At 67.5% G+C, this 22,026-nt stretch carries 20 protein-coding genes and 1 pseudogene; 8 read left to right on the top strand and 13 right to left on the bottom strand.

The window, feature by feature from the left end; genetic code table 11:
* On the bottom strand, nt 1-676 hold a 676-nt coding region (locus RT697_RS17065), incomplete at its 3' end, for a sulfite exporter TauE/SafE family protein (RefSeq protein WP_313700437.1).
* A gap of 28 nt (nt 677-704) precedes the next feature.
* Entirely contained in the window at nt 705-2,066 is a 1,362-nt protein-coding gene (radA, locus tag RT697_RS17060; RefSeq protein ID WP_313700435.1) for a DNA repair protein RadA, read from the bottom strand.
* 418 nt (nt 2,067-2,484) lie between these two features.
* On the opposite strand from radA, the gene RT697_RS17055 reads away from it, so the two are divergent.
* The 3 genes from RT697_RS17055 (at nt 2,485) to hpaI (ending at nt 4,674) form a co-directional block, all read left to right on the top strand.
* Nucleotides 2,485-3,207: a hypothetical protein gene (locus RT697_RS17055; protein WP_313700433.1), complete on the top strand. Its 723-nt coding sequence runs from the start codon at nt 2,485-2,487 to the stop codon at nt 3,205-3,207.
* A 164-nt stretch (nt 3,208-3,371) separates the two neighbouring features.
* Entirely contained in the window at nt 3,372-3,833 is a 462-nt protein-coding gene (gene hpaR / locus RT697_RS17050) for a homoprotocatechuate degradation operon regulator HpaR (protein ID WP_105239511.1), read from the top strand.
* 40 nt (nt 3,834-3,873) lie between these two features.
* Nucleotides 3,874-4,674, top strand: coding sequence for a 4-hydroxy-2-oxoheptanedioate aldolase (hpaI, locus tag RT697_RS17045; protein WP_313700431.1), 801 nt, complete (start codon nt 3,874-3,876; stop codon nt 4,672-4,674).
* 23 nt (nt 4,675-4,697) lie between these two features.
* Here the strand turns inward: hpaI and RT697_RS17040 are convergent.
* From RT697_RS17040 to alr, 6 genes and pseudogenes are all read right to left on the bottom strand, one after another.
* Nucleotides 4,698-5,849: pseudogene (locus tag RT697_RS17040) on the bottom strand (PepSY-associated TM helix domain-containing protein); the annotation flags it as partial.
* Nucleotides 5,846-8,272, bottom strand: a complete 2,427-nt coding sequence (locus RT697_RS17035; protein WP_313700429.1) for a TonB-dependent siderophore receptor — start codon at nt 8,270-8,272, stop codon at nt 5,846-5,848. The gene RT697_RS17035 and the pseudogene RT697_RS17040, both read right to left, overlap by 4 nt.
* A gap of 99 nt (nt 8,273-8,371) precedes the next feature.
* Entirely contained in the window at nt 8,372-9,355 is a 984-nt protein-coding gene (locus tag RT697_RS17030) for a FecR domain-containing protein (RefSeq protein WP_313700427.1), read from the bottom strand.
* A complete protein-coding gene (locus RT697_RS17025) occupies nt 9,355-9,903 on the bottom strand; it encodes a sigma-70 family RNA polymerase sigma factor (RefSeq protein ID WP_313700425.1) in 549 nt (182 codons plus the stop codon). The genes RT697_RS17030 and RT697_RS17025 overlap by 1 nt, the downstream gene beginning before the upstream one ends.
* A 126-nt stretch (nt 9,904-10,029) precedes the next feature.
* The gene (locus tag RT697_RS17020) at nt 10,030-10,749 is read right to left on the bottom strand and encodes an SDR family oxidoreductase (protein WP_312428657.1); all 720 of its coding nucleotides are present in this window, start codon (nt 10,747-10,749) and stop codon (nt 10,030-10,032) included.
* Between the two features lie 141 nt (nt 10,750-10,890).
* Nucleotides 10,891-12,018, bottom strand: a complete 1,128-nt coding sequence (alr, locus tag RT697_RS17015) for an alanine racemase (RefSeq protein ID WP_313700423.1) — start codon at nt 12,016-12,018, stop codon at nt 10,891-10,893.
* Between the two features lie 149 nt (nt 12,019-12,167).
* Between alr and hpnC the strand changes: the two genes are divergently transcribed.
* Genes hpnC through hpnE form a run of 3 tightly spaced genes read left to right on the top strand, consistent with a single transcriptional unit; the run spans nt 12,168 to nt 15,194 of the window.
* Nucleotides 12,168-12,998, top strand: a complete 831-nt coding sequence (gene hpnC / locus RT697_RS17010; RefSeq protein WP_313700421.1) for a squalene synthase HpnC — start codon at nt 12,168-12,170, stop codon at nt 12,996-12,998.
* Between the two features lie 13 nt (nt 12,999-13,011).
* A complete protein-coding gene (gene hpnD, locus RT697_RS17005) occupies nt 13,012-13,875 on the top strand; it encodes a presqualene diphosphate synthase HpnD (RefSeq protein WP_313700419.1) in 864 nt (287 codons plus the stop codon).
* Nucleotides 13,872-15,194 carry a hydroxysqualene dehydroxylase HpnE gene (gene hpnE, locus RT697_RS17000; RefSeq protein WP_313700417.1) on the top strand — a complete coding sequence of 441 codons (1,323 nt, stop codon included), beginning with the start codon at nt 13,872-13,874 and terminating at the stop codon, nt 15,192-15,194. Before hpnD ends, hpnE begins: the two co-directional genes overlap by 4 nt.
* Nucleotides 15,195-15,234: 40 nt before the next feature.
* On the opposite strand, the gene RT697_RS16995 is transcribed toward hpnE, so the two are convergent.
* The 5 genes from RT697_RS16995 to RT697_RS16975 all read right to left on the bottom strand — a co-directional run bounded on the left by RT697_RS16995 (nt 15,235) and on the right by RT697_RS16975 (nt 19,971).
* Nucleotides 15,235-15,693 carry a carboxymuconolactone decarboxylase family protein gene (locus RT697_RS16995; protein ID WP_313700415.1) on the bottom strand — a complete coding sequence of 153 codons (459 nt, stop codon included), beginning with the start codon at nt 15,691-15,693 and terminating at the stop codon, nt 15,235-15,237.
* A gap of 66 nt (nt 15,694-15,759) precedes the next feature.
* Nucleotides 15,760-16,746, bottom strand: coding sequence for a tripartite tricarboxylate transporter substrate binding protein (locus tag RT697_RS16990; RefSeq protein WP_313700413.1), 987 nt, complete (start codon nt 16,744-16,746; stop codon nt 15,760-15,762).
* A gap of 65 nt (nt 16,747-16,811) precedes the next feature.
* Nucleotides 16,812-17,816 (bottom strand): cyclase family protein, encoded by a 1,005-nt coding sequence (locus RT697_RS16985; protein ID WP_313700412.1) that lies wholly within the window; start codon nt 17,814-17,816, stop codon nt 16,812-16,814.
* 54 nt (nt 17,817-17,870) lie between these two features.
* The gene (locus RT697_RS16980; RefSeq protein WP_313700439.1) at nt 17,871-19,076 is read right to left on the bottom strand and encodes a CoA transferase; all 1,206 of its coding nucleotides are present in this window, start codon (nt 19,074-19,076) and stop codon (nt 17,871-17,873) included.
* A gap of 49 nt (nt 19,077-19,125) precedes the next feature.
* Nucleotides 19,126-19,971, bottom strand: a complete 846-nt coding sequence (locus tag RT697_RS16975; protein WP_313700410.1) for a CoA ester lyase — start codon at nt 19,969-19,971, stop codon at nt 19,126-19,128.
* Between the two features lie 85 nt (nt 19,972-20,056).
* On the opposite strand from RT697_RS16975, the gene RT697_RS16970 reads away from it, so the two are divergent.
* Together RT697_RS16970 and RT697_RS16965 are read left to right on the top strand one after the other, a co-directional pair.
* The gene (locus tag RT697_RS16970; protein WP_313700408.1) at nt 20,057-20,950 is read left to right on the top strand and encodes a LysR family transcriptional regulator; all 894 of its coding nucleotides are present in this window, start codon (nt 20,057-20,059) and stop codon (nt 20,948-20,950) included.
* 89 nt (nt 20,951-21,039) lie between these two features.
* Nucleotides 21,040-22,005, top strand: a complete 966-nt coding sequence (locus tag RT697_RS16965) for a tripartite tricarboxylate transporter substrate binding protein (protein WP_313700406.1) — start codon at nt 21,040-21,042, stop codon at nt 22,003-22,005.
* Nucleotides 22,006-22,026 lie beyond the last annotated feature (21 nt).

The following is a 22,026-nucleotide window of genomic DNA, read 5'->3' as shown; positions in this document are numbered from 1 at the left end:
GCACGAAGATGAGGCTGCCGATCGCGAGCGGCGCGCCGACCATCCAGTTGGCCTGCCCTGCCCACGTGTAGGTGATGAGCGCGATCATGGAGCCGGGGATCACCATGCTGAGCGCGAGGGCTTGCGCGGTGGTCTGCGGCAGGCGGAAGACCGTTGTGATGATGGGCACGGCCAGCACCGCGCCGCCCACACCGAAGAAACCGCCCAGCGTGCCGCACAGAATGCCCAGCACGCTGGCGCGCCGCGGCGTGAAGACGGGCGTGGCGCGGGTAGGCGGCGGCGCATGGCGGGCCGCCGGGCGCGAGGCGCGCCACGTCTGCCAGACGTAGAACAGTGCGATGAAAAACAGGAACACCGCGAAGCTCTGGCGCAGCAAGGTCGAGTCGATGCCCAGCGCCATCTGCGCGCCCACCCACGTGAACACCACGGCGCCCGCCGCGCCGGCCAGCGCGACGCGCTTGTCGATGCGCGTCTGCTGGTTGTACTTGCGCACCGCCATCATGATGGTCGGCAAGACCATGATGAGCGCCGTGCCCTGCGCGAGCTGTTGCGACATTCCCATCAGCAGGACCAGGGCCGGAATGGCGATCAGCCCGCCCCCGATGCCCAGCACGCCGCCCATGAAACCGATCATGCAGCCGGCGGCCAGGCATGCGGCGATGACAAACAGACTCACGTATTGCTCCAACCAACGACGCCGCGCCTCAGCGCAGCTTTTCCAGCGCCGCGTCCAGGCGGTCCACGGCCCAGATCTCCAGTCCCTCGATGGGCTGACGCGGCGCGTTGGCCTTGGGGATGAGCGCCACTGAGAAACCAAGTTTGGCGGCCTCGCGCAGGCGTTCCTGCCCGCGTGGGGCAGGACGGATCTCGCCGGCCAGGCCGACTTCGCCGAAGGCGATCAGGCCGCGCGGCAGGGGCCGGTCGCGCAGGGAAGACATGATGGCCAGCAGCACCGGCAAGTCGGCCGCGGGTTCGGTGATGCGCACACCGCCCACCGCGTTCACGAAGACGTCCTGGTCGAAGGTGGACACGCCCGCATGCCGATGCAGCACGGCCAGCAGCATGGCAAGACGGTTGCCTTCGAGGCCGACCGTGAGGCGGCGCGGATTGGGCGCGTGGGAGCTGTCGACCAGCGCCTGGATTTCGACCAGCAACGGGCGCGTGCCTTCCTGTGTGGCCATGACGCACGAGCCCGCGACCTGTTGTTCGTGTTGCGACAGGAACAAGGCGGACGGATTGGCCACGCCGCGCAGGCCGCGGTCTGTCATGGCGAATACGCCCAGCTCGTTGACGGCGCCAAAGCGGTTCTTGAACGCGCGCACCAGGCGGAACGACGAATGCGTGTCGCCCTCGAAATACAGCACGGTGTCCACGATGTGTTCCAGCACGCGCGGCCCGGCCAGCGCACCGTCCTTCGTGACGTGGCCGATCATGACGATCGCGATGCCCGTCTGCTTGGCAAGCCGCGTGAGCTGCGCGGCGCATTCGCGCACCTGCGACACCGACCCGGGCGCCGCCGTGAGTTCGCCGCTGTACAGCGTCTGGATCGAGTCGATGACGGCAACCGATGGCTTTTGTTCCGACACCGCGGCCTGGATGGCTTCGAGGCGGATTTCTGCCAGCAGGTTGACGTTGCCGGTCTGCAGGCCAAGCCTGCGCGCGCGCAGCGCGACCTGTTCGGCGGATTCTTCGCCCGTCACGTACAGCACGTTGGTGGACTCGGACAGGGCGGCCAGCGCCTGCAGCAGCAGCGTCGACTTGCCGATGCCGGGATCGCCGCCGATCAGCACCACGGCGCCGGCCACCAGGCCGCCGCCGAGCACGCGGTCGAATTCGTCCAGGCCGGTGGGTGTGCGCGGGGTTTCGCGGGCTTCGATTTCGGACAGGCTGCGCACCGGGCTGGACGAGGCCAGCGGCGCATAACGGTGGGCTGCGGCCGCGGGCGCGGACGACTCCACCGTTTCTTCAAGCGTGTTCCAGGCGTTGCAATGCGGGCATTTGCCCTGCCACTTGGGCGTGGTGCCGCCGCAATCGGCGCATACGTATACGGTTCGGGTTTTTGCCATGCGCGAAAGTGTACCCGGCAACCTGTGGGCGCTGGGCGGGCACAGAGACCGTTTTGGCACGCTGATCACGAACGTCCTAAAGGCATTCCTTTCAGACAGCTTTCACAATCAGGGACGCACAGCGGTTACATGATGCAAACATAGGAAATTTCCTGCCCGATCCGTTTCAAATCGCGCATAATCGCCAGGTACAGCGCATTTTGTCGAACCGTCCCAAGCGGACGGCATACTCCACGACGGACGTCCTTGCGACGCACTGCGTGGGGAATCGCGGCGCAATCACTCGCGGCCTTTCACGAGGCCGCCCGAACCGGAACATGACCCCAGCACGACCAGACGCCGGACCACCGGCGCGGCGCTCGCAAAGGTCAAACGCGGATACGCTGTGCCACCCGGCGTATGTGCGAGGAGTACGCGCATGAGCATTACCTATCGCCCCCCTTTTGACGAAGACGATGAACGGGATCTGCGCGCCCTGTACCGCAAGCCGGGTCCCGGCGCCAATCCGGAACTGGATGCCGCGGTACGACGCAGATGGCATCCTGGCCATAGCTGGCATCCCGGATGGGGCGCCGCCGCCTGCGCCCTAATGGTCGCAGGCCTTTTTGCATGGACCGACATGCGCGAGGCCATCGAGGACACCGAGCCTCAGGTGCAATTGGTGGCCGTGCAGGAAAGCGAAACCGCGCAGGACGCGTCTTCCGCTTCTGCAACGCCGGCCAACGATCCGTCGCCCCTGCGCCGCGTCGTCGCCCTGCAGCAGGAACCGGCAGCGCCGGCCCAGCCCGCCGTGTCGCAATCCGCATCGGCCCAACCTGCATCGGCCCAATCCGCATTGGCTCAACCTGTAGCGATGCAATCCGCGGCGGCCACAGCATCCGCCGAGCAGGCGCCCACGGCAGCGGAAACGGCTGCGCAGCAATCCGCGCAGGCAGCCGCTCAGGAAACCGCGCCGGAAGCGCAACAGGTCGCCGCCTTCACCGAGCAGGACATCGAGGCGCGCGTCGCCCAGATCCGCGGTTTGATCGTGGACGACCGCGAAGAAGACGCCGTGCAGGCGTTGCGCGAACTGCAGCGCGGCGCGCCGGATTTTGCCCTGCCGGACGACCTGCAGGAACTGTCCCGACAGAACCCGGCGTGAAGCCCGGGGCCGGCCCGCGCCGGTCCCGGCTCTGCCCTGTTCCGCCCCCCTGACTGTCCTCCTGACCTGCCCCCGGCCCCGGCCCGCCGCCGCGCCGGGGCAGGCCGCATTCAGGCCTCAATAATTGAGCATTTTTTGGGCGGCTTCTTGCTAACATAGCCGCCATGAGTCCGAGCTTCCACCACCGCAATCTTCCCCATTTGCTGCTCTACGCGCGCGAAACGCTGATGGCGCATTTCCGCCCCATCCTGCACGCGGCCGGCGTCACCGAACAGCAATGGCGGGTCTTGCGCACGCTGAGCGAGGTGGGCTCTTTGGAACCCAATCAGATCGCCCGCGCCTGTCAGATCCTGAGCCCCAGCCTCACGCGCATGCTGGCCGGCATGGAAGAGCAAGGGCTCATCAAGCGCACGCGCTCCAGCGCTGACCAGCGGCGCCAGGAAATCTCCCTGACCGCCAAGAGCAACAAGCTCATCGACCGCATGCGGCCCCAGGTCGACGCGAAGTACCAGGAAATCGAAGAACGGATCGGCAAGGAATTGCTGGAGCGCCTGTACACCGATGTGGACGCAATGGTCGACCTCATCAAGCGCGACGGCCCCACGCGCGATGCCGGTACGCCCTGAACGTCAATCCCCCCTCCTTCCTCCACGCGATCCCCAGTCCATGGACCTCCTGACCAACACGTTCAAGCAAGCCCTGCGCGACGGCCAACCCCAGATCGGCCTGTGGGCCGGCCTGGCCAGCGCCTATACCTCGGAAATCCTTGCGGGCGCCGGGTTCGACTGGCTGCTGATCGACGGCGAGCACGCGCCCAACACGCTTGATTCCACCCTCGCCCAATTGCAGTCCGTGGCGGCGTATCCGGTTGCCCCCGTGGTGCGTCCGGCCTGGAACGACCCCGTCCAGATCAAGCAGATCCTGGACACCGGCGCGCAGACGGTGCTGGTGCCCATGATCCAGTCCGCGCAGGAGGCCGCCGCCGCGGTCGCCGCCGTACGCTATCCGCCGCAGGGCATCCGCGGGGTGGGCAGTGCGCTGGCGCGCGCATCGCGCTGGAACCGCATTCCCAACTACCTTGAACGCGCCAACGACGAGATGTGCGTGCTGGTGCAGATCGAAACCCCGGACGGCATCGCGGCGCTTGACGAGATCCTTGCCGTGGACGGCGTGGACGGCGTCTTCATTGGGCCGGCCGACCTGTCGGCCAGCATGGGCTATCTGGGCCAGCCGGAGCATCCGGTGGTCGAGAAGACCATCGACGATGCCATCGCGCGCATCGTGCGGTCGGGCAAGGCGGCAGGCATCCTGCACAGCGGCGTGGCGCAGGCCAAGCACTACCTGTCCCTGGGCGCAACCTTCGTGGCGGTGGGCGTCGACGCGGTGCTGCTGGCGCGCGCGGCCGAGGCGCTGGCGGGCGAATTCAAGGAACTGGCCGCTGTCGCCGCAAGCAAGGGTCCGTACTGACGCGCACGGCGGCGCGTCCACCACAGCCAGACGCCGGTCACGCTCAGCGTCAGCGTGACCCCGCCGACCAGCGCCACCATCAGCTGCAGCGGCCAACCCCAGAACGCCGCCATGTGCAGGCTGGTCAGCCAATGCTTGACGGTGTCGCCGGCTGCCCGGCCCGTTGGAAGATGGCTGCCCACGAGTTGCCCGTCCACCGCATTGAACACGACCGACGTCGCGCCGCTGCGGGTACGCAGATCCCGGCTGCTGCGCACGCTGTAGCGATACAGCTTGCGGCGCGCATCCAGCGCCAACCAATGCTCGCCGAGTACGACGAATCCCTCGCGGGAAGCCAGCTCCGCCATCAGCCGCCGCCCGGCGGCGCGGGCCTGCGCGGGAGGCATCGGCTCGCCCGCCACCGCGGCCGCACCGCGCCGGGGATCGGCCTGATAGCTCAGGCCGGCGCGCATCACCGGATCGTAAATAGATGGCAGGTTCAGCGCGACGCTGCTCCATGCCATCAGCGTCAACGCGGCCCACAGCCACAGCCCGCCCGCTCGATGCAGATCGTAGTTGCGTTTATGCGGACCGCCCAGCCAGCGGATGCGCCAGGCGGGCGCCCAGCGCTGCCATGCGGATGACGCCGGATTGCGCGCGCGGGTTCGCGCCGGCAGCGTAAGCCACGCGCCGACGAATCCATCCAGCGTCCACGCCAGGGCGACAATGCCCAGCAGCAGTTCGCCGATCCCCTCGAACAGCAGCGCCGTGTGGAGCCGATGCAGGAACGGCATCAGGTTGCGCAGCCCTTCACCCAGATCGCCCCAGCGGCGCTGACCCAGAATCGCGCCGGAATACGGGTCGACAAAGACTTCGTGCAGGACCGGTGCGGCCGCGCCCGCCTCGTGCAACCAGACCGGGAATGGCACGCTGCGCCCGGCCTGTGCGCCCAGCGGCGTGGCGGGCATCACCGCGGCGGGCACGAACTGGGCCACGCGATCGCGCAGCGTCAACGCGTCCAGCCGTGCGGCATCCGCCGACGGCGGTGTGACGCGATTCAATGCCGGCGCGGCCGCCGCATCCAGCGTGTCATACCAGGCCAGCGGAATGCCGGTCAGCGCCACCACGCAGAGAAAGCCGGCCAGCACCAGGCCGGTCCAGCGATGCAGCCGCAGCAGCGCGGCGCGCAGGCTCACCAGCGGTAGCTCACCGTGCCGATGATGCGGCGCGGCTCGCCGTAGTCGCACACGCCGCCGTAGCAAATCGAGGGGATGTAGGTCTTGTCCGTCAGGTTGGTGACGTTGAGCGCATAGAGCCACGGGCCGCTTTCATAACTGACGCGCGCATCGATCAGCGTGTAGCCCGCGCCACCAAGCGAACCGCTGGACGGCCGGTCGGGACGCGCCGACACATAGCGCACGCCGGCGCCCGCCTTCAGCCCCATCAGCACCCACTCCGACAGGTTCACGTCGGTCCACAAGGAAGCCGCATGGCGGGGCGTGTTGAAGCGCTCGCCCTCTTCGCCCGGCAGGTTGCTCTTGATCACCCGCGCATCGGTGTAGGTGTAGGCGGCAATCACATCGACCTGCGGCGTGACGCGTGCGCGCGCCTCGAGCTCCAGGCCGCGAGAGCGCACCTTGCCGGTCTGCACCAGAAAGGTCGGGTCGACCGGATCCGGCGTGAGCACGTTCTTGCGCTCCAGGTTGAACAGCGCCGCGCTCAGCATGATGTCCTTGCCGGCAGGCTGGTATCGGATGCCGACTTCGTACTGCGTCCCGCGGCTGGGTTCGAAGCTGCCTTCGGTGCGGTCGCGCCCGCTCGTGGGTTCGAACGACTGGCTGAAGCTGACGTACGGCGCCAAGCCGTTGTCCGCCAGATAGACCACGCCGGCGCGGCCGGTGAAGGCGGTGTCCTTGTCGTTCGAATTGGTGGACGGCGCGTGCAAGGCGCGGTTCTCCGCGCGCACGTTGTCATACCGGCCGCCCAGCAGCACCACCACCTTGTCCGCGATCTTCAACTGATCCTGCAGATAGATGCCAAGGCGATGCTCGGTGTTGCGGCGCTGCTGCCAGGGCAAGACCACGACGTCGCCGGGCATATACACCGGATCGAAGACGTCGATGGGCCGCAGATTGCCGCGCAGGCGATCGCTGTTGTAGGTGGAACGCGTGTAGTCGAAGCCCGCAAGAATGGTCTGCGTCACGGCTCCCGTCTGGAACCGCTTCTCGATGTTGGTGTCGATCGTCTGCACGGTCGTGCGGTCGTCGAAGCCGCGCGCCGAACGCGCCACCCGCCGCTGCGTCGCGGCGTCCACGTCGCCTTGCAGCAGCACGTAGCGCATGGTCAGGTCCGCGTCGTAATAGCGCATCGACGTGCGGAATTTCAGCGTGTCATTGAACGCATGTTCGATCAGTACGGCCAGCGACGTCGATTCGACATCGAAGCGGTTGTTGTTGGGCTCGCCCAGAAAGCGCGAGCGCGGAATCTGTCCGTTCGGGTTGGTCCAGAGCGAGCCGGTGACCGGCACCTCCGTCGGATTGATCGTCTTGCTGCGCTGATAGTTGGCCAGCAGCGTGACCGAGGTGGCCGCTGACGGGCGCCACGTCAACGCGGGCGCGATGTAGGTGCGATCGTCGGCGCTGTAATCGATGAACTGATTGCTCTCGCGGAACAGGCCGGTCAGGCGATACGACCACACTCCGGCCTCGTCGATCGGACCGCCGATGTCCGCCGAAATCTGCCGGCGGTCGAAACTGCCGCCGTCCAGATTGATTTCGCCCATCGTTTCGCCTGGCGGGCGCTTCGTCACGGTGTTGACGATGCCGCCCGGCGCAGCGGCGCCATACAGCACCGACGACGGCCCGCGCAGCACCTCCACCCGCTCCAGTCCGTACGGCTCCTGCTTGCCGTTGTACTGGTTGACCATGTAGCGCATGCCGTCGCGGAAATAGCTGCCGGTCTGCGGGTTGGCTTCGAAGCCGCGGATGCTCATCGTGTCTTCGAACATCGAGCTCTTGGCGACGATGCCGGGCATGATGCCAGGCGTGTAGCCCAGAGCCTCTTGCAGGTTCTGCGCCTTCTGAACGCTGATCTGCGCGGCGCTCACCACCGAGATCGATTGCGGCGTTTCGATGATCGGCGTATCGGTCTTGGTGGCCGTGGCGCTGTTCGTGGCGGCGATGCCCAGCACCGGGCCATCCGGGCGTTCGAACTGGGCGGTCACCGCAATCGGTTCCAGCAGCGTCACGTCCTGGCGGCCTTGCCGCAGGACGAAGCCGCCGTCGGGCAGACGTTCCGCCACGAGACCGGTGCCGGTCAGCAGCGCGGCCATCCCGGCCTCGGGCGAATACCGGCCGCGCACGCCGGGGCTATGCCGGCCGCTGCTCAGATCGCCGTGGCCGCTGACGAAGAGGCCGGCTTCGGCGGAAAACAGGTTGAGCACCTGGCTCAACGGTCCGGCCGGGATGTCGTAGTCGCGAACCTGCGTCTGTGCAGACTGCGCGTACACGGCGCTGAGGGGCGCCCCGCCGCTCAGCATCACGCCGATGGCGAGCGCCAGCGGAGCGATGCGCGCGCGGCGGATCGGACGGATGGGGAAAGCAGTGAAGGGGTTGGTCATGCCACGGATCCGCGATATGGGTGTTGAATTGCCCATAGGCCGGATGAGCGCGGCAAAACCGGCAAACTATTTTGTAACAGCGATGGATCAGAGGGCTTTTCAGCGCGGTTGCAGCGTTGTCCACCACGGCATCGGCTGGCTGATGCGCACGGGCAAGGCCTCACTCAACAGGCGCAGTGCGCGATCGCTGTCATGCAGCGGGAAAGTACCCGTCACAGGCAACGCCGCGACGTCCGCGGCATAACCGAGATGTCCGCGGCGGTAACGCGCCAGTTCCGCCACCACCTGCGCCAGCGGCGCCTCCTCGAACTGCACGATGCCGCGCGTCCAATTGTGGTCGCCGGCCCGCAGCGCCACGGGCGCGTCGATGCCTTGCGATCCGCCGCGCATCCGCGTGCCGGCGTCGACCCGAACCCCGGCGGGCGGCGCGCCCGCGAAATGCGCTTGCACCGCACCCTCCAGCACGGCGAGCGTGGTTTCGCCGTCAAGGCTGCGCACGTTGAACCGCGTGCCCAGCGCCTGCAATCGCCCTTCCGGCGTGTCCACCACGAAGGTGCGCCCCGGGTCGGCCGCGGTGGCGATCATGATCTCGCCGCGCAGCAGCACCAGGCGGCGCTGGTCGCGGGTGTAGTCGACCTTCACTGCGGTATCGGTATTGAGTTGAATCTGGGTGCCGTCGGCAAGCCGGATTTCTTTCGATCCGCCCACCGGCGTGACCAGGTCCGCCTGCCAGGCCGCCCAGGTTCGGCGGCCGGCCGGCGATTGCGCCACGCCCAGGCCCAGCAATCCCGTCGCACCCGCGATCAGCGCAACCGTCAACAGCCGGCGGCGCTCGCGCCGGCCCTGCGCGGCGGCATTGAGGCTGGCCAGGCTGGCCTCACGTCCCATCGGCTGCGCGACCAGCGCATCGAACTGCGCGCCCACATCCTCGACGCGTTGCCACGCCCGGCGGTGCGCGTTGTCGGCGTCCATCCACGCTTGCCAGCGAGCGCGCTCCTGCTCGCTGGCCGCCCCCGAACTCAGCAGCGCATACCACTGCGCGGCGGCTTCAAGAATGCCCGGGTCGACGGCGGCGGCGCCCATCACTGTCCTGCCTCATCGCCGTGCGGACCGACGGGTTGAAGGTCGGTATCGAGCAAAAAGCACAGCATGGCCTGCGCGATGTCATTGCGCACCGTCCGCTCGGACACGCGCAGCTCCGCCGCGATGGCCGGATGCGTCATGCCATGGATGCGGTGCATCAGGAACGCAGCACGCGCACGCACGCCCAGGCGATGCAGCTTGCGATCGATCTCGACCAGGGCCTGCAGCGCCTGGACCTGCACTTCGGGAGAGGGGTGAGTGACCTCGGGCCGCGCGGCCAACGTTTCGGCCCAGGCAAGTTCAATGTCACGCCGGCGCCAGAAATCGATCAGCAGGCCGCGCGCGATGGTGGTCAGAAACGCCCGGGGCTCGCGCACGTCGGCAATGGCGTGCCTGCGCACCAACAAGGTCACAAAGGTGTCCTGCGTCAGGTCGGCGGCCTGGTGATTGTCTTGAAGACGGCGATTCAGCCAATTCTGCAACCAGCCGCAATGCGCGGTGTACAGGGCGGAAAGCGATGCGCCAACTGCGTGCTCTCGGTCCGACACGGCGAGCATCCAAAATGGAAATGATAGTTATTATTATACAAACACGGCTGAGCGCCGCCGCGCTTGCGCCAGCCAGAAAAAAACGCACCCCGTGGGGTGCGTTGTTCATGTTTGCAGCGGCGACTTTCAGGAGCGGCCCGCCAGGCTGCCGCCGCCGTCCACGCCCAGCACCTGTCCGGTGATGAAACCCGCGTCGTCCGACAGCAGGAAGGCAATGGCCGCCGCCACTTCGGCCGGTGTGCCCAAACGCTTCATGGGCACGGAAGCGAGCGCGCGCTTTTCGTTGTCGCTGCCCGCGGGGCGGGTGGCGCGGAACATTTCGGTTTCGATGGGGCCCGGCGCCACCGCGTTGGCCGTGACGCCGTATTCGGCCAGTTCCAGCGCCCAGGTGCGGGTGCAGCCCACCAGCGCGCTCTTGGCGGCGGAATACGCGGTGCGGTCCAGCGCACCGTGGATGGAGCGGCTGACCACGTTGACGATGCGGCCGGCGCGGCGCACCTTCATGGATTCAACGAACGCCTGCGTCACCTGCACCGCCACGCGCACGTTCAGATCCAGCACGTTGTACAGCGTGGCCAGGTCGATTTCGCCCAGCGGCTGGGGCGACACGAGGCCCACATTGTTGACGACGGCGTCGACGGGGAATTTCTCGCGGATTTCGCGCAGCACCTCTTCGGTGCGGCCGGCGTCGGCCAGGTCACAGGCGTACAGGTAGCCCGGGAAATCGACGTCGGTCGTGTTTCGCGCGATGCCAACCACATGACAGCCCATGTCGGACAACCGCTGAGTAAGCGCCCAGCCTATGCCTTTGGTGGCGCCCGTAATGAGCACGCATTTGTCCTTCATGGATTGAAACCTCGCAGTCTGTTTTCTTGGTCAAAAACGGGCGCCTGAGCGCCCGGTTTCCAAAGTAGACACCATCCGGCGTCGCGTGTCTTGTCATTTGCGCAGCAATTCTTGCCCACCGGACACCGTGGCGACGGGGGATCAGGCGTCCCGGGTGACAGGGACGCGCGGGGCCAGGGCGCACAGCAGTTCATAGCCGATGGTGCCGGCCGCGCTGGCGACTTCGTCCACCGACGGGCCGTCTTCGCCCCATAGCGACACCGGCGAACCGACCCCGGCGGACGGCACGGGGCCAAGATCCACGACCAGCATGTCCATGGACACCCGCCCCAGCAACTGGGTCCGGATGCCGGCCACCACGACCGGCGTGCCGGTGGAGGCGTGGCGGGGGTAGCCGTCGGCATAACCGCAGGCCACGATGCCGATGCGCATGGCGCGTTCGGCGCGGAACAGCGCGCCGTAGCCGACGGAGTCGCCGGCCTTGATTTCCTGGACCGCAATGATTTCGGAACTGAGCGACATGGCGGGTTTCAGGCCGAACGACGACGCTTCGGCATCCGCGAAGGGCGAGGCGCCGTAAAGGCAGATGCCCGGCCGCACCCAGTGCGTCTGGCTTTCGGAGCCGACGGCGATGTCGGCAAAGCGCAGGGCGGCGGCCGAGTTGCACACGCTGATCGCGCCAGGCAGCTTATGCGTCACCGAATTGAAGACGCTGAGTTGTTCGTTCACGCCCTGCGGGCCGTCGGCGCAGGCGAAGTGGGTCATCTTGCCGACCGAGCCCAGCGTGCCCTGCTGCTGCAGCAGCGCGGCGCGTTCGTAAGCGGCGGGATAGGCCGCCGGGCTGAAACCCAGCCGGTTCATGCCGCTGTTGAGCTTGAGCATGATGTCCACGCGGCGCGACAGGCGGGCGCGGGCCAGCATGTCCAGTTGGTCGCGATGGTGGACGGTGCTGCTGAGGTGGTAGCGGTCGACGATGTCGAGGTCGGACGGGTTGAAGAAGCCTTCCAGCAGCAGGATCGGGCCGCCCCAGCCGGCCTCGCGGCAACGCACGGCTTCTTCGAGGTCCAGCATGGCCAGGCCCTGCGCCTTGGAAAAGCCAGCCACCGCCTGCTCGATGCCATGGCCGTAGGCGTTGGCCTTGATGACGGCCCAGATCGACGGCGGCAACCCGCCGGCCGCGGCGGCGGTCTGGTCCAGGTGGCGGCGCACGGCGGCCAGATTGTGCGCAAGAGCGGAAACGGAAACGGTGGCGGATATTGGGCGCGGCATGGTGTGAGATCCTGTGGCGTCCAAGTCTAACTGATCGCCGTCCCCGGCGGCGGCGCTCCGGATCAAGCGTGGGCGACTACTCTAAAATGAGACCGTTTTCCGCTTTACGCCGTCTCCGCAGGTCCGATCCTGCCCACTGGCCTCTTTTTATGTCCATCGATCACTACGAGAACTTTCCCGTTGCCTCGCTGCTCTTGCCGCGCAGGCTGCGCGGCGCCGTGACCGATATCTACCGGTTCGCCCGTGCCGCGGACGACATTGCCGACGAGGGCAGCGCGACCGACGAGGAGCGCCTTGCCCAGCTCGCCACGTTCCGCACCGAGCTGCACCGCATCGGCGCCGAACCCGGTACGCCGCCGGCGCCCGGCCTGCCGCCCCTGTCCGACATCTTCGCGCCGCTGGCGCAGACGATCGCCCGGCACCAGTTGCCGATCACGCCCTTCTACGACCTCCTGTCCGCCTTCGAGCAGGACCTGACGGTCAAGCGCTACGAAGACTACCCCACCCTCATGGACTACTGCAGCCGCTCGGCCAACCCGGTCGGGCGCCTGATGCTGCACCTGTTCGAGGCCAGCACGCCGCAGAACATCACCGAGTCCGACGCCATCTGCACCGGCCTGCAGCAGGTGAACTTCTGGCAGGACGTGCGGGTGGACTGGCACAAGCACCGCGTCTACCTGCCGCAGGAAGACCTGCGCCGCCACGGCGTGCCCGACGAAGACCTTGCCGCCTGCCGCCTTACGCCGGCGTGGCGCGAGCTCATGGCCTTCCAGGTTGAACGGACACGTGCGCTGCTACACTTCGGCGCTCCGCTGGCGCGCCGCCTGCCGGGCCGCATCGGCCTGGAGCTGCGCCTGGTGGTGCAAGGCGGGCTGCGCGTCCTGGAGCGGATCGAGGCGAGCGGCTACGATGTATTCATGAATCGCCCCGAATTGGGCGCCAAAGACTGGGCCATCATGTTGTGGCGCTCCATCAAGTAACAGGCCGTGCCTAATGACCCCTGACGAGTATTGCCAGGAAAAAGCCGCCAAAAGCGGTTCCAGCTTCTACTACTCCTTCCTTTTCCTGCCTCCCGAGCGCCGGCGCGCCATCACGGCCCTGTACGCGTACTGCCGCGAAGTGGACGACGTGGTCGACGAGTGCACCGATCCGTCACTGGCGCGCATCAAGCTCGCCTGGTGGCGCACGCAGATCGACCAGATGTTCGACGGCAAGCCCGACCATCCCGTCACGCGCGCGTTGCAGCCGCACCTGGAAAGCTGTTCGATCACCCGCGCCCGTCTGCTGGCCGTGATCGACGGCATGGAAATGGACCTGGACCAGACCCGCTATCTGGACTGGCCCGGCCTGCGCAAGTATTGCTGGCACGCGGCCGGCGTCGTGGGCGAACTGTCCGCCGGCGTGTTCGGCTATTCCGATCCCAAGACGCTGGTCTACGCCGAAAAGCTGGGCCTGGCGTTCCAGATGACCAACATCATCCGCGACGTGGGCGACGATGCCCGCCGCGGCCGCATCTACATCCCGGTCAACGACATGCAGCAGTTCGAGGTCAAGGCCTCGGACATCCTGAATGGCGAGTATTCCGACCGCTTCAGCGCGCTGATGAAGTTCCAGGCCGACCGCGCCCGCGAACTCTACCGCGAGGCAATGAGCAACCTGCCCGAGGCCGACCGCCGCGCGCAGCGTCCGGGGCTCATGATGGCCGCCATCTACCATGCGCTGCTCGACGAGATCGAGCGCGACAACTGGCAGGTGCTGCACCAGCGCATTTCGCTCACCCCCGTGCGCAAACTCTGGCTCGCCTGGAAAACCTGGGTGGGCGGCGGACGCGGCCTGGTCCGCCGGTTGGCACGGTGAAGGCGGCGGTCATTGGCGCAGGCTGGGCCGGCTTGGCGGCCAGCGTCGCCCTGCGTGAAGCCGGCGCCAAGGTCACGGTGTTCGAAGCCGGGCACACCCCCGGCGGCCGCGCGCGGCGCGTCTTCCACGGCGATTTCGAAGCGCCGCTGGATAACGGCCAGCACCTCTTGTGCGGCGCCTACAAGGAAACCCTGGCGCTGATGCGCCGCGTGGGACGCAATCCCGACGCCCTGCTGATGCGGCGCCCCTTGCGCCTGGCAAGCCTGGACGGCCGATTCAACCTGTCCGCCCCGCGCCTGCCCGCGCCGCTGCACATGGCCATGGCGGTCCTGCGCGCGCGCGGCCTGTCGTGGGCCGACCGGCTTGCGATGATGCGCCTGATGCGCGGCCTGAAAACCATGTCCTGGTCGCCGCCGCGCGACTGGACCGTGCTGCAACTGCTGCACTATCACGCGCAATCCGACGTGCTGATCCGCCAGATTTGGGAACCCCTGTGCCTGGCCGCGCTGAACACGCCCATCGCCACGGCCAGCGCGGTGCTGTTCGCCCGCGTGCTGCGCGAGAGCCTGGCCGGCGCGCGCGAAGACAGCGATCTGCTGCTGCCGTGCACGGACCTGTCGGCGCTGTGGCCGGACGCCGCCGCGCGCCAGGTCACCATGCGCTATGGCAGCACGGTGCGCCAGCTGCATCCGTCCGCCGACGGCATCGACATCAATCAGGAACGGTTCGACGCGGCCGTGCTGGCCGTGCCGCCCACTTTCGCCGCGCGCCTGCTCGACGGCCCGCTGCGCCAGGCCGGGGCCACCGGGCTGCTCGATGCGCTCAAGGCCTTTGACTATCTGCCCATCGCCACGCTGAACATACGCCTGGCCGGCCCGTGGCGGATGCCCGAGCCGATGATGATGCTGCGTGAGGATGCGGCCCGCGGTCATGCCGGCCAGTGGCTCTTCGACCGCGCCCAGCTCGCCGGCGACACCAAGGCCGGGGAACTTGCCGTGGTGGCCAGCGCCGCCATCGGCATGAGCGAACGCAACCGGCGGCAGGTGATTGAAGCCCTGATCGATCAGGTGGCCGAACAGGCCGCCGTGCATCCGCTGCGGCTGCCGCCGATGCCCGAGGTGGCGGCGGCTGAACTGTTCATTGAAAAGCGCGCGACGTTTGCCGCGGTGCCGGGCCTGACCCGCCCGCTGAACTCGACGCCGTGGCCCACGCTGGCGCTGGCCGGCGATTGGACCGACACCGGCTATCCTGGCGTGTTGGAAGGCGCGGTGCGCAGCGGCCTGCAGGCGGCTCGCGTGCTCAATCCGCGCGCGGACTAGAAAAAAAAGGCGGGCAAGCCGCCCGCCTTCCGCGTACCGGTCAGGCCGGCTTTGTCCCAAACAGGTCGGCCTGGCGCGGGTCTGCCGCGGCCAGGTCGTAGCCGATCTGCCCGGCGACCTCGCGCAGGATGTTCTGCGCAAGATTGAAGGCCGTGTTGGCCGCCGGCACGCCCGCGTAAATTGCGTTCTGCAGCAGCACTTCCTTGAGTTCGTCGGGCGTCAGCCGCGAGGCGTCCTGTGCCGTCAAGGCGGCGCGCACGTGCAGCTCAAATTCTTCCCAGCGGCCCAGCGACAACGTCACCGCCAGCACCATCATGCGGCGCGCCTTGTGCGGCAGACCGGGACGGCTCCAGATATCGTGCCAGGCATAACGCGTGATCATGTTCTGGTAGTCGGCGGTGAACGTGGTGGCGCGATCCAGCGAACGCTGCACCCATTCATCGCCCAGCACGGCGCGTCGGTTTTGCAGGCCGCGCTCGAAATCGTCTTCCCGGCTCATCTGGTCAATCTCCATTCGGATCGGGGGCAGGCGCGTGCAAACGATGCCGCGCCCGCCCCCGGATGATCAATTGACCTGGATGTTATTGGTTTTCACGACCTCGGCCCAGCGGGTCTGTTCCGCATCGACAAACTTGGCGAAGTCCGCGGCGCTGCTGCCGACCGGCGTCAGGCCCAGCTTGGCAAGCTTCTCGCGGGTATCGGGACGCGCCAGCGCCTTTTGCACGAGTTCCTGCAGCTTGGCCACCACTTCGGGGCTGGCGTTGGCCGGCAGGAAGAAGCCGTTCCACTCGACCACGTTGAAGTTCTTGATGCCGGCTTCACCCACCGTCGCCACGTTGGGCAGTTCGGGCATGCGCTGCGACGACGAGACCGCCAGCGCCTTCAGCTTGCCGCCGGTGACGTAGTTCAGGCTGGACGCGGCGTTGGCGAAGTAGACGTCGACCTGACCGCCCATGACGTCCACGATGGCCGGCGCGCCGCCCTTGTAGGGCACGTGCACCATATCCAGGTCCGCATCCTTCTTGAGCAGCTCGGCGGCCATCTGCGCCAAGCTGCCCGGTCCGTAGGACGCGAACGTCAGGCGGCCGGGCTTGGCGCGCGCGGCATCGATGAAGTCCTGCAGGTTGTTGAAGCTGGAACCGGGCGCGGCCACCAGGATGTTGGGCACGCTGACGGCCTGCGAGACCGGAACGAAGTCCTTCTTGGCGTCATAGGGCAGCTTGCGCAGCACCGGATTGATCGAGAAGGACGACGCGTCGTACAGCACCGTGTAGCCATCGGGCTTGGCCCGCGCCACGAACGCCGCGCCGATGGAGCCGCTGGCGCCGCCCTTGTTCTCGATCACAACGCTCTGGCCGGCGACTTCGCCCATGCCTTGCGCGATGATGCGCGCGGCGTTGTCCGCGCCGCCGCCGGCGGAATACGGCACCACCACGGTGATGGGCTGCTCGGGGTAGCCGGCTGCGTGCGCGGCGCCAAAGGCGGTGGCCAGACCGATGGCGGCGGCCAGCGGACGAATTGCGGCCAGGGCCGTGCGACGGGTTTTCTTCATGTGTGCTCCTCGGGTCTCCCCTGCGGGGATGTTCGATCGGTCAAGGATCGTGGCGCGAGCCGTCGTCAGACGGTCGCGATGGGGTTGACCGGCGCGCCGACCAGACCGGGCACGTACATGGGCGCCGCGGTCAGGAAAAAGGCATGCCGGCCGTGCTGGCGCAACCATTGCGCCAGCGGGGTCAGGTGCCAGAGCTCGCCCAAGGGCAGGCCCAGCTTGAAAAGACATTGCTCGTGCAGGGGCAGCAGCGCCCCCTTGCCCGTTTCCAAATGATGATTGCGCAGTTCGACCGCGTGGTTGTCGGCGGCAATGGCCGCGATGCGGCTGTCCTTGATCCACGCCAGCAGGTCCGCGTCGGCGCCGTCCAGCACGCAGCAGCTCGTCTTGAGCCGCTCCTGCTCGTCGTCGCCCAGCGTCAGCGCCAGGTCGGCCAGCCCGGTATGCAGGCACAGCACATCGCCCGGCTGGACTTCCACGCCATCGGCGCGCATCACGTCCATCAGCTCGCGGTGGGACACCTTGCGCTGCGCATCGCCGAAATGGGCGCGCAGGTCCACCATGACGCCGCGCCCCTGGATGCCGTGGCGCGCCATCGGTTCGATGGACAGATCGCGCGTGCCGGTAAAGCCTTCGGCGGTGGGCTCGCTGACGGCGAAACCGTTGTAGCCGGTGGGTTGGGGCTGGCCGGTGCCGTGCGCGTCGTACATCGAGCCCACATGGCCCAGCGCGTCCCATTGCGTGGAGTACTGCGGCGACAGCGTGACGCGGTCGTCGCTGATGACGTCGGTGGCGCCCGGCACATCGCGGTCCAGCGGATAGCGGTAGACCGGCGCCCCGTTCTTTTCGGCGGGCTGGATCACCGGGCCCTTGCGGCGCGGATTGAGCACCGGCGCGCGCGGCACGGTCAGCGGCAGGCTCAGCGAAAACGAGATCCCGGTGCGGATTTCGGCAACCGCGGCCAGACGCGCCTGGACGTCCAGGTGGTTGAGCGTGCCCAGTTGGTCATCGTTTCCGAAATCGCCCCAGTTCGATCCGTCCGGGCGGCGCACATACCGTTGCGCTTGATCCATGATTCCTGTCTCCTCGCCCTTTTGCCGGACGCTTCTTGTCTTGGTTGTTACTGCTTATTGCACCACGGAGGTGTGCAGCAATTGGTCGATTTCGTCCGCGGTGTATCTCAGGGCGGACAGAATTGTGCGGCTGTGTTCGCCGAGACCCGGCGCGGCGCGCACGGCGCCGTCGGGCACACCGCTTTCTGCAGCCCCGCCAAACTGCGCCCATTGGGCCAGACCGAGGTAATTGCCCGCCTTCTCGCTGTGGTACGGGCGCATGAATCCCATCGCCTCCACTTGCGGGTGGTCGAACATGTCCTCGACCGGCCGGACCTCCGCGCAAGGCACGCTCTGGCCAAAGCGCTCGGCCCATTCACGGGCCGATGCGCGCGCCAGTGCCTCGCGCACCAGCGGGACCAGCACCGCCGCCTGCGCCGCGCGCTTTTTCACGGTGTCATAGTCGGGATGGTCGGCCAGATCCTGCAGGTCCAGGTGGCCACACAGCGCGTGCCAGAAATGCGGAGTGTTGGCCGAGATGTAGAGATGGCCTTCGCGCGTGGGATGGATGCCCGTGATGCCGCCCGAGCGCATGTCACGTTCGATGCGGCGCGGCTCGCCCTCGGCCCAGACCAGCCGGGCGGACTGCATCGCCAGCGCGCTGCCCAGCAGCGACACTTCGATGGCCTGCCCGCGCCCGGTTTTCTCGCGCTGATAAAGCGCGGCGGACACGCTGTTGGAGATCAGCGCGGCGCCGTAGTAGTCGACCACCGATCCGTACAGCACTTCGGGCGGGCCGTCGGGCTTGGCCTGCGCCGCGCACATGCCGGTCATCGACTGCAGCACCTGGTCGTAGCCCGCGTGGCGCGCCATCGGACCGGCCGCGCCGTAGCCCGTCATCGCGCAATAGATCAGGCGCGGGTTGATGGCGGCCAGCGTGGCGAAGTCGATGCGCAGACGTTCCGGCACGCCGGGGCGGAAATTGTGGACCAGCACGTCGGCTTCGCGCACCAGCCTGACCAGCACCTCGTAACCCGCCTCGTCTTTCAGATTGAGGCACAGGCCGCGCTTGTTGCGATTGATGCCCAGAAAGGCGCGGCTCTCAGTCGGCAGCGTCGACGGGTACTTGCGCAGGTTGTCGCCTTCGGGCGGTTCGACCTTGATCACGTCGGCGCCCATGTCGCCCAGCAACGCGCAGCCGTACGGACCCGCGATGTAGGCGCTGAGATCCAGCACCTTGACGCCGGCCAGCGGCAGTTGAGCGGGGGTTTCAATTTCCATCATGCAATTCATCCGATAAAAAGCGCGGCCGCGAATAGCGCAGGCCGTTTCAGGCGGCCCGGCCGGCCGCCAGCAGGACGTCGCGGGCGCGCCGCACGAAGGGCGCGTCGATCATCTTGCCGTCCAGCAGAAAGGCGCCTACCCCTTCCTGCGCCTGGCTTGCCGCGACGATCCGTTCGGCCGCGTCGATCTCTTCGGCGCTGAACCCGAACACGGCGTTGGCGATGGCGATCTGGCTGGGATGCACGCAGGATTTGCCCAGGAAACCCAGCGAGCGCGCCAGTTGCGCCTCGGCCTGGAAGCCCTCGCCGTCGCGCACGCGGGCATAGGCGGCGTCCATGGCGTACTTGCCCGCGGCGCCGGCGCCGAGTCGCAACGCCAGCATCACGGCGCGCAGGGTCTCGGGGTGGTAGCGGTCGATCCCCAGGGGCTCGAACAGATCGGCCAGCCCCAATTGCAGGCCCGCGACGCGCGGGTGCGCCGCCGCCAGCTCGGCCGCGCGGGCCAGCGCCAGTGGGGTTTCGACCGTGATCAGCAGCTCGCCGTCGAAGCCGGCCTGGGCGGCGCGGTCCGCGGCGTCGCGCAGCGCATCCGCCGACTCGACCTTGGGCAGATTCAGCATGTCGATCGGCGAACGTCCCAGCGCGTCCAGGTCGTCAGCGAAATACGGCGTGTCCGACGCATTGACGCGGACGATAATTTTCTTGGGATGTTGGGCCTGCGCTTCCTGAAAGGCAGGCGACCCGAGCCAGGCGGCCAACTCCGCGCGCGCGGCCGGCTTGCGCGCCGGCGCGACGGCGTCCTCCAGATCGAAGGACAGCGCATCGGCTTCGCTGGCCATGGCTTTGTCGAATAGTTCCGGTCGTGACGCCGGCACGAAAAGCTTGCTTCTCATTGTGGTCTCCTGGCCGCATTGTGACCGCGCGACCGGCCGCCAGGGGAAAGCCGCCATACGATAAGAAGATAGAATCCCTATCATCATGAACACCGACTTTCTACACACGCTATCCGCCGTGGCGCAACACGGCTCCATGGCCGAGGCCGCTCGCCGCCTGGGACTCACGCACGGCGCCGTCGCGCAGCAGATACGCAAGCTGGAGCAGGAGCTGGGCGTGCCGCTGGTCGCGCGGGCCGGCCGCACCGTGCACCTGACCGCCAAGGCAATCGAGCTGATCGAACCGATGCGCGAGGTCCTGGAGCGCATCGAGAAGATCCGCTACCTGGCGCGCTCGGGCGAGATGATGGGCGAGCTTCGGCTGGGCGCCGGCAACACGGCGCTGAACTCCATGGTGCCGGCCATTCTTGAACACCTGGTCGGACGCCATCCGCTGATCAGCGTGGAAATCCAGCCCGGGCACAGCGCTCGCTTCTATCCCGCCATCGAAAGCGGCGAACTCGATGCGGCCATTGCGCTGGAGGCGCCCTACCCCCTGTCCAAAAGCCTGGGCTGGCAGTTGCTGCGCGAGGAACCCTACGTGCTGGCGGCAGCGCCGCGCCACGTGGGCCGGCATCCGCACAGCCTGCTGACGGCGGAGCCGTTCATCCGCTACCAGCGCAACGACTGGAGCGGACGACATGTCGACGAGTATCTGCGCCGCGTCGGCATCACGCCGCGGGACCGGTTCGAACTTAACGCGATCGAATCCATTGCGGTCATGGTGAGCCGGGATCTGGGCGTGGCGATCCTGCCCCGGTCCACCAACGGCACGATCGAACGGCTGGGCCTGCTCGCCCTGCCGCTGCCCGCGCACTGCGAACCGCGCCGCTTCGGCCTGATCTGGTCGCGCGTGTCGCCGCGCCTGGCGCTGATCCAGGCGTTCCGGGACATCGCCATCGTGGAGTACGCGAAGGCGGCGGGTGCGCCGGGCCATTGACGCATTTCTACGGGGAAACGATCTGGCGCGCCGGAAACGGTCTCCCTATACTTGTATTGTCCTCAATACAACATATCAGGAGACAACTCATGCCGGGACTGCATCGGATCGCCGCGCGCTGCGCGCTGCTGGCCGTATTTGCCATGCCAACTGCCCCCGCCCTCGCGCAGGCGGACGCCATCAGATTGGTCGTCGGCGCGCCGCCGGGCGGCACCACCGACACCGTGGCGCGCAGCATCGCGCAGCACATGTCGGTGGATTTGAAGCGCCCAGTGGTCGTCGAAAACAAGCCCGGCGCGGGCGGCAACATCGCCGCCGATTATGTCGCCAAGAGCAATCCCGACGGCAACACCTTGCTGGTCACCTTCACCAGCTTCTCCATCAACGCCACGCTGTACCGGAACCTGCCGTTCGACCCCGTGGCCGATTTCACGCCGATCAGCATGCTGGCCAACGTGCCCAGCGTGCTGGTCGTGCGCAAGGACTTCCCGGCGCGCACCATGCCGGAGTTCGTCTCGCTGGTCAAAGCCAGCCCGGGTAAGCACACGATGGCGCTGGGCGCGATCGGCTCGTCGCTGCACATGGCGGGCGAGCGCATGAAGATGATGGCGGGCCTGGACATCCTGAACGTGCCTTACAAAGGCACGGCGCCGGCCATCACCGACCTGCTGGGCGGACAGGTGGACATGATGTTCGCCAGTTCGCTGAACGCGCTGCCGCACATCAAGAGCGGCGCACTGCGGGCGCTGGGGGTCACCAGTCCGCAGGCGCTGCCGCAGTTTCCCGGCGTGCCGCCCATCGGCGATACCATCAAGGGTTTCGAATCGAACGCGTGGTTCGCGCTGTTCGGTCCGGCCAAGATGCCGGCCGACAAGCTGGCGGCGCTGAACGCCGCGGCGCGCAAGGCGGTCGATACGCCGTCGTTCCGCAAGCTGCTCGAGGGCGAGGCCGCCAGCGCGGTCAGCAGCAGCCCCGAGGAACTGGGCGTCTTCGTGCGCCAGGACATCGCCCGCTATGCCGAGATCGTCAAGTTCACCGGCGCGACCGTCGACTGAACCTCAACCAGGAGCCCCACC

It is taken from the genome of Achromobacter sp., from assembly GCF_032113835.1.
Taxonomy (GTDB): Bacteria; Pseudomonadota; Gammaproteobacteria; order Burkholderiales; family Burkholderiaceae_B; genus Achromobacter.
The sequence above is the reverse complement of the archived record's forward strand: the minus strand, read 5'-3'. Positions and strand labels throughout refer to the sequence as shown.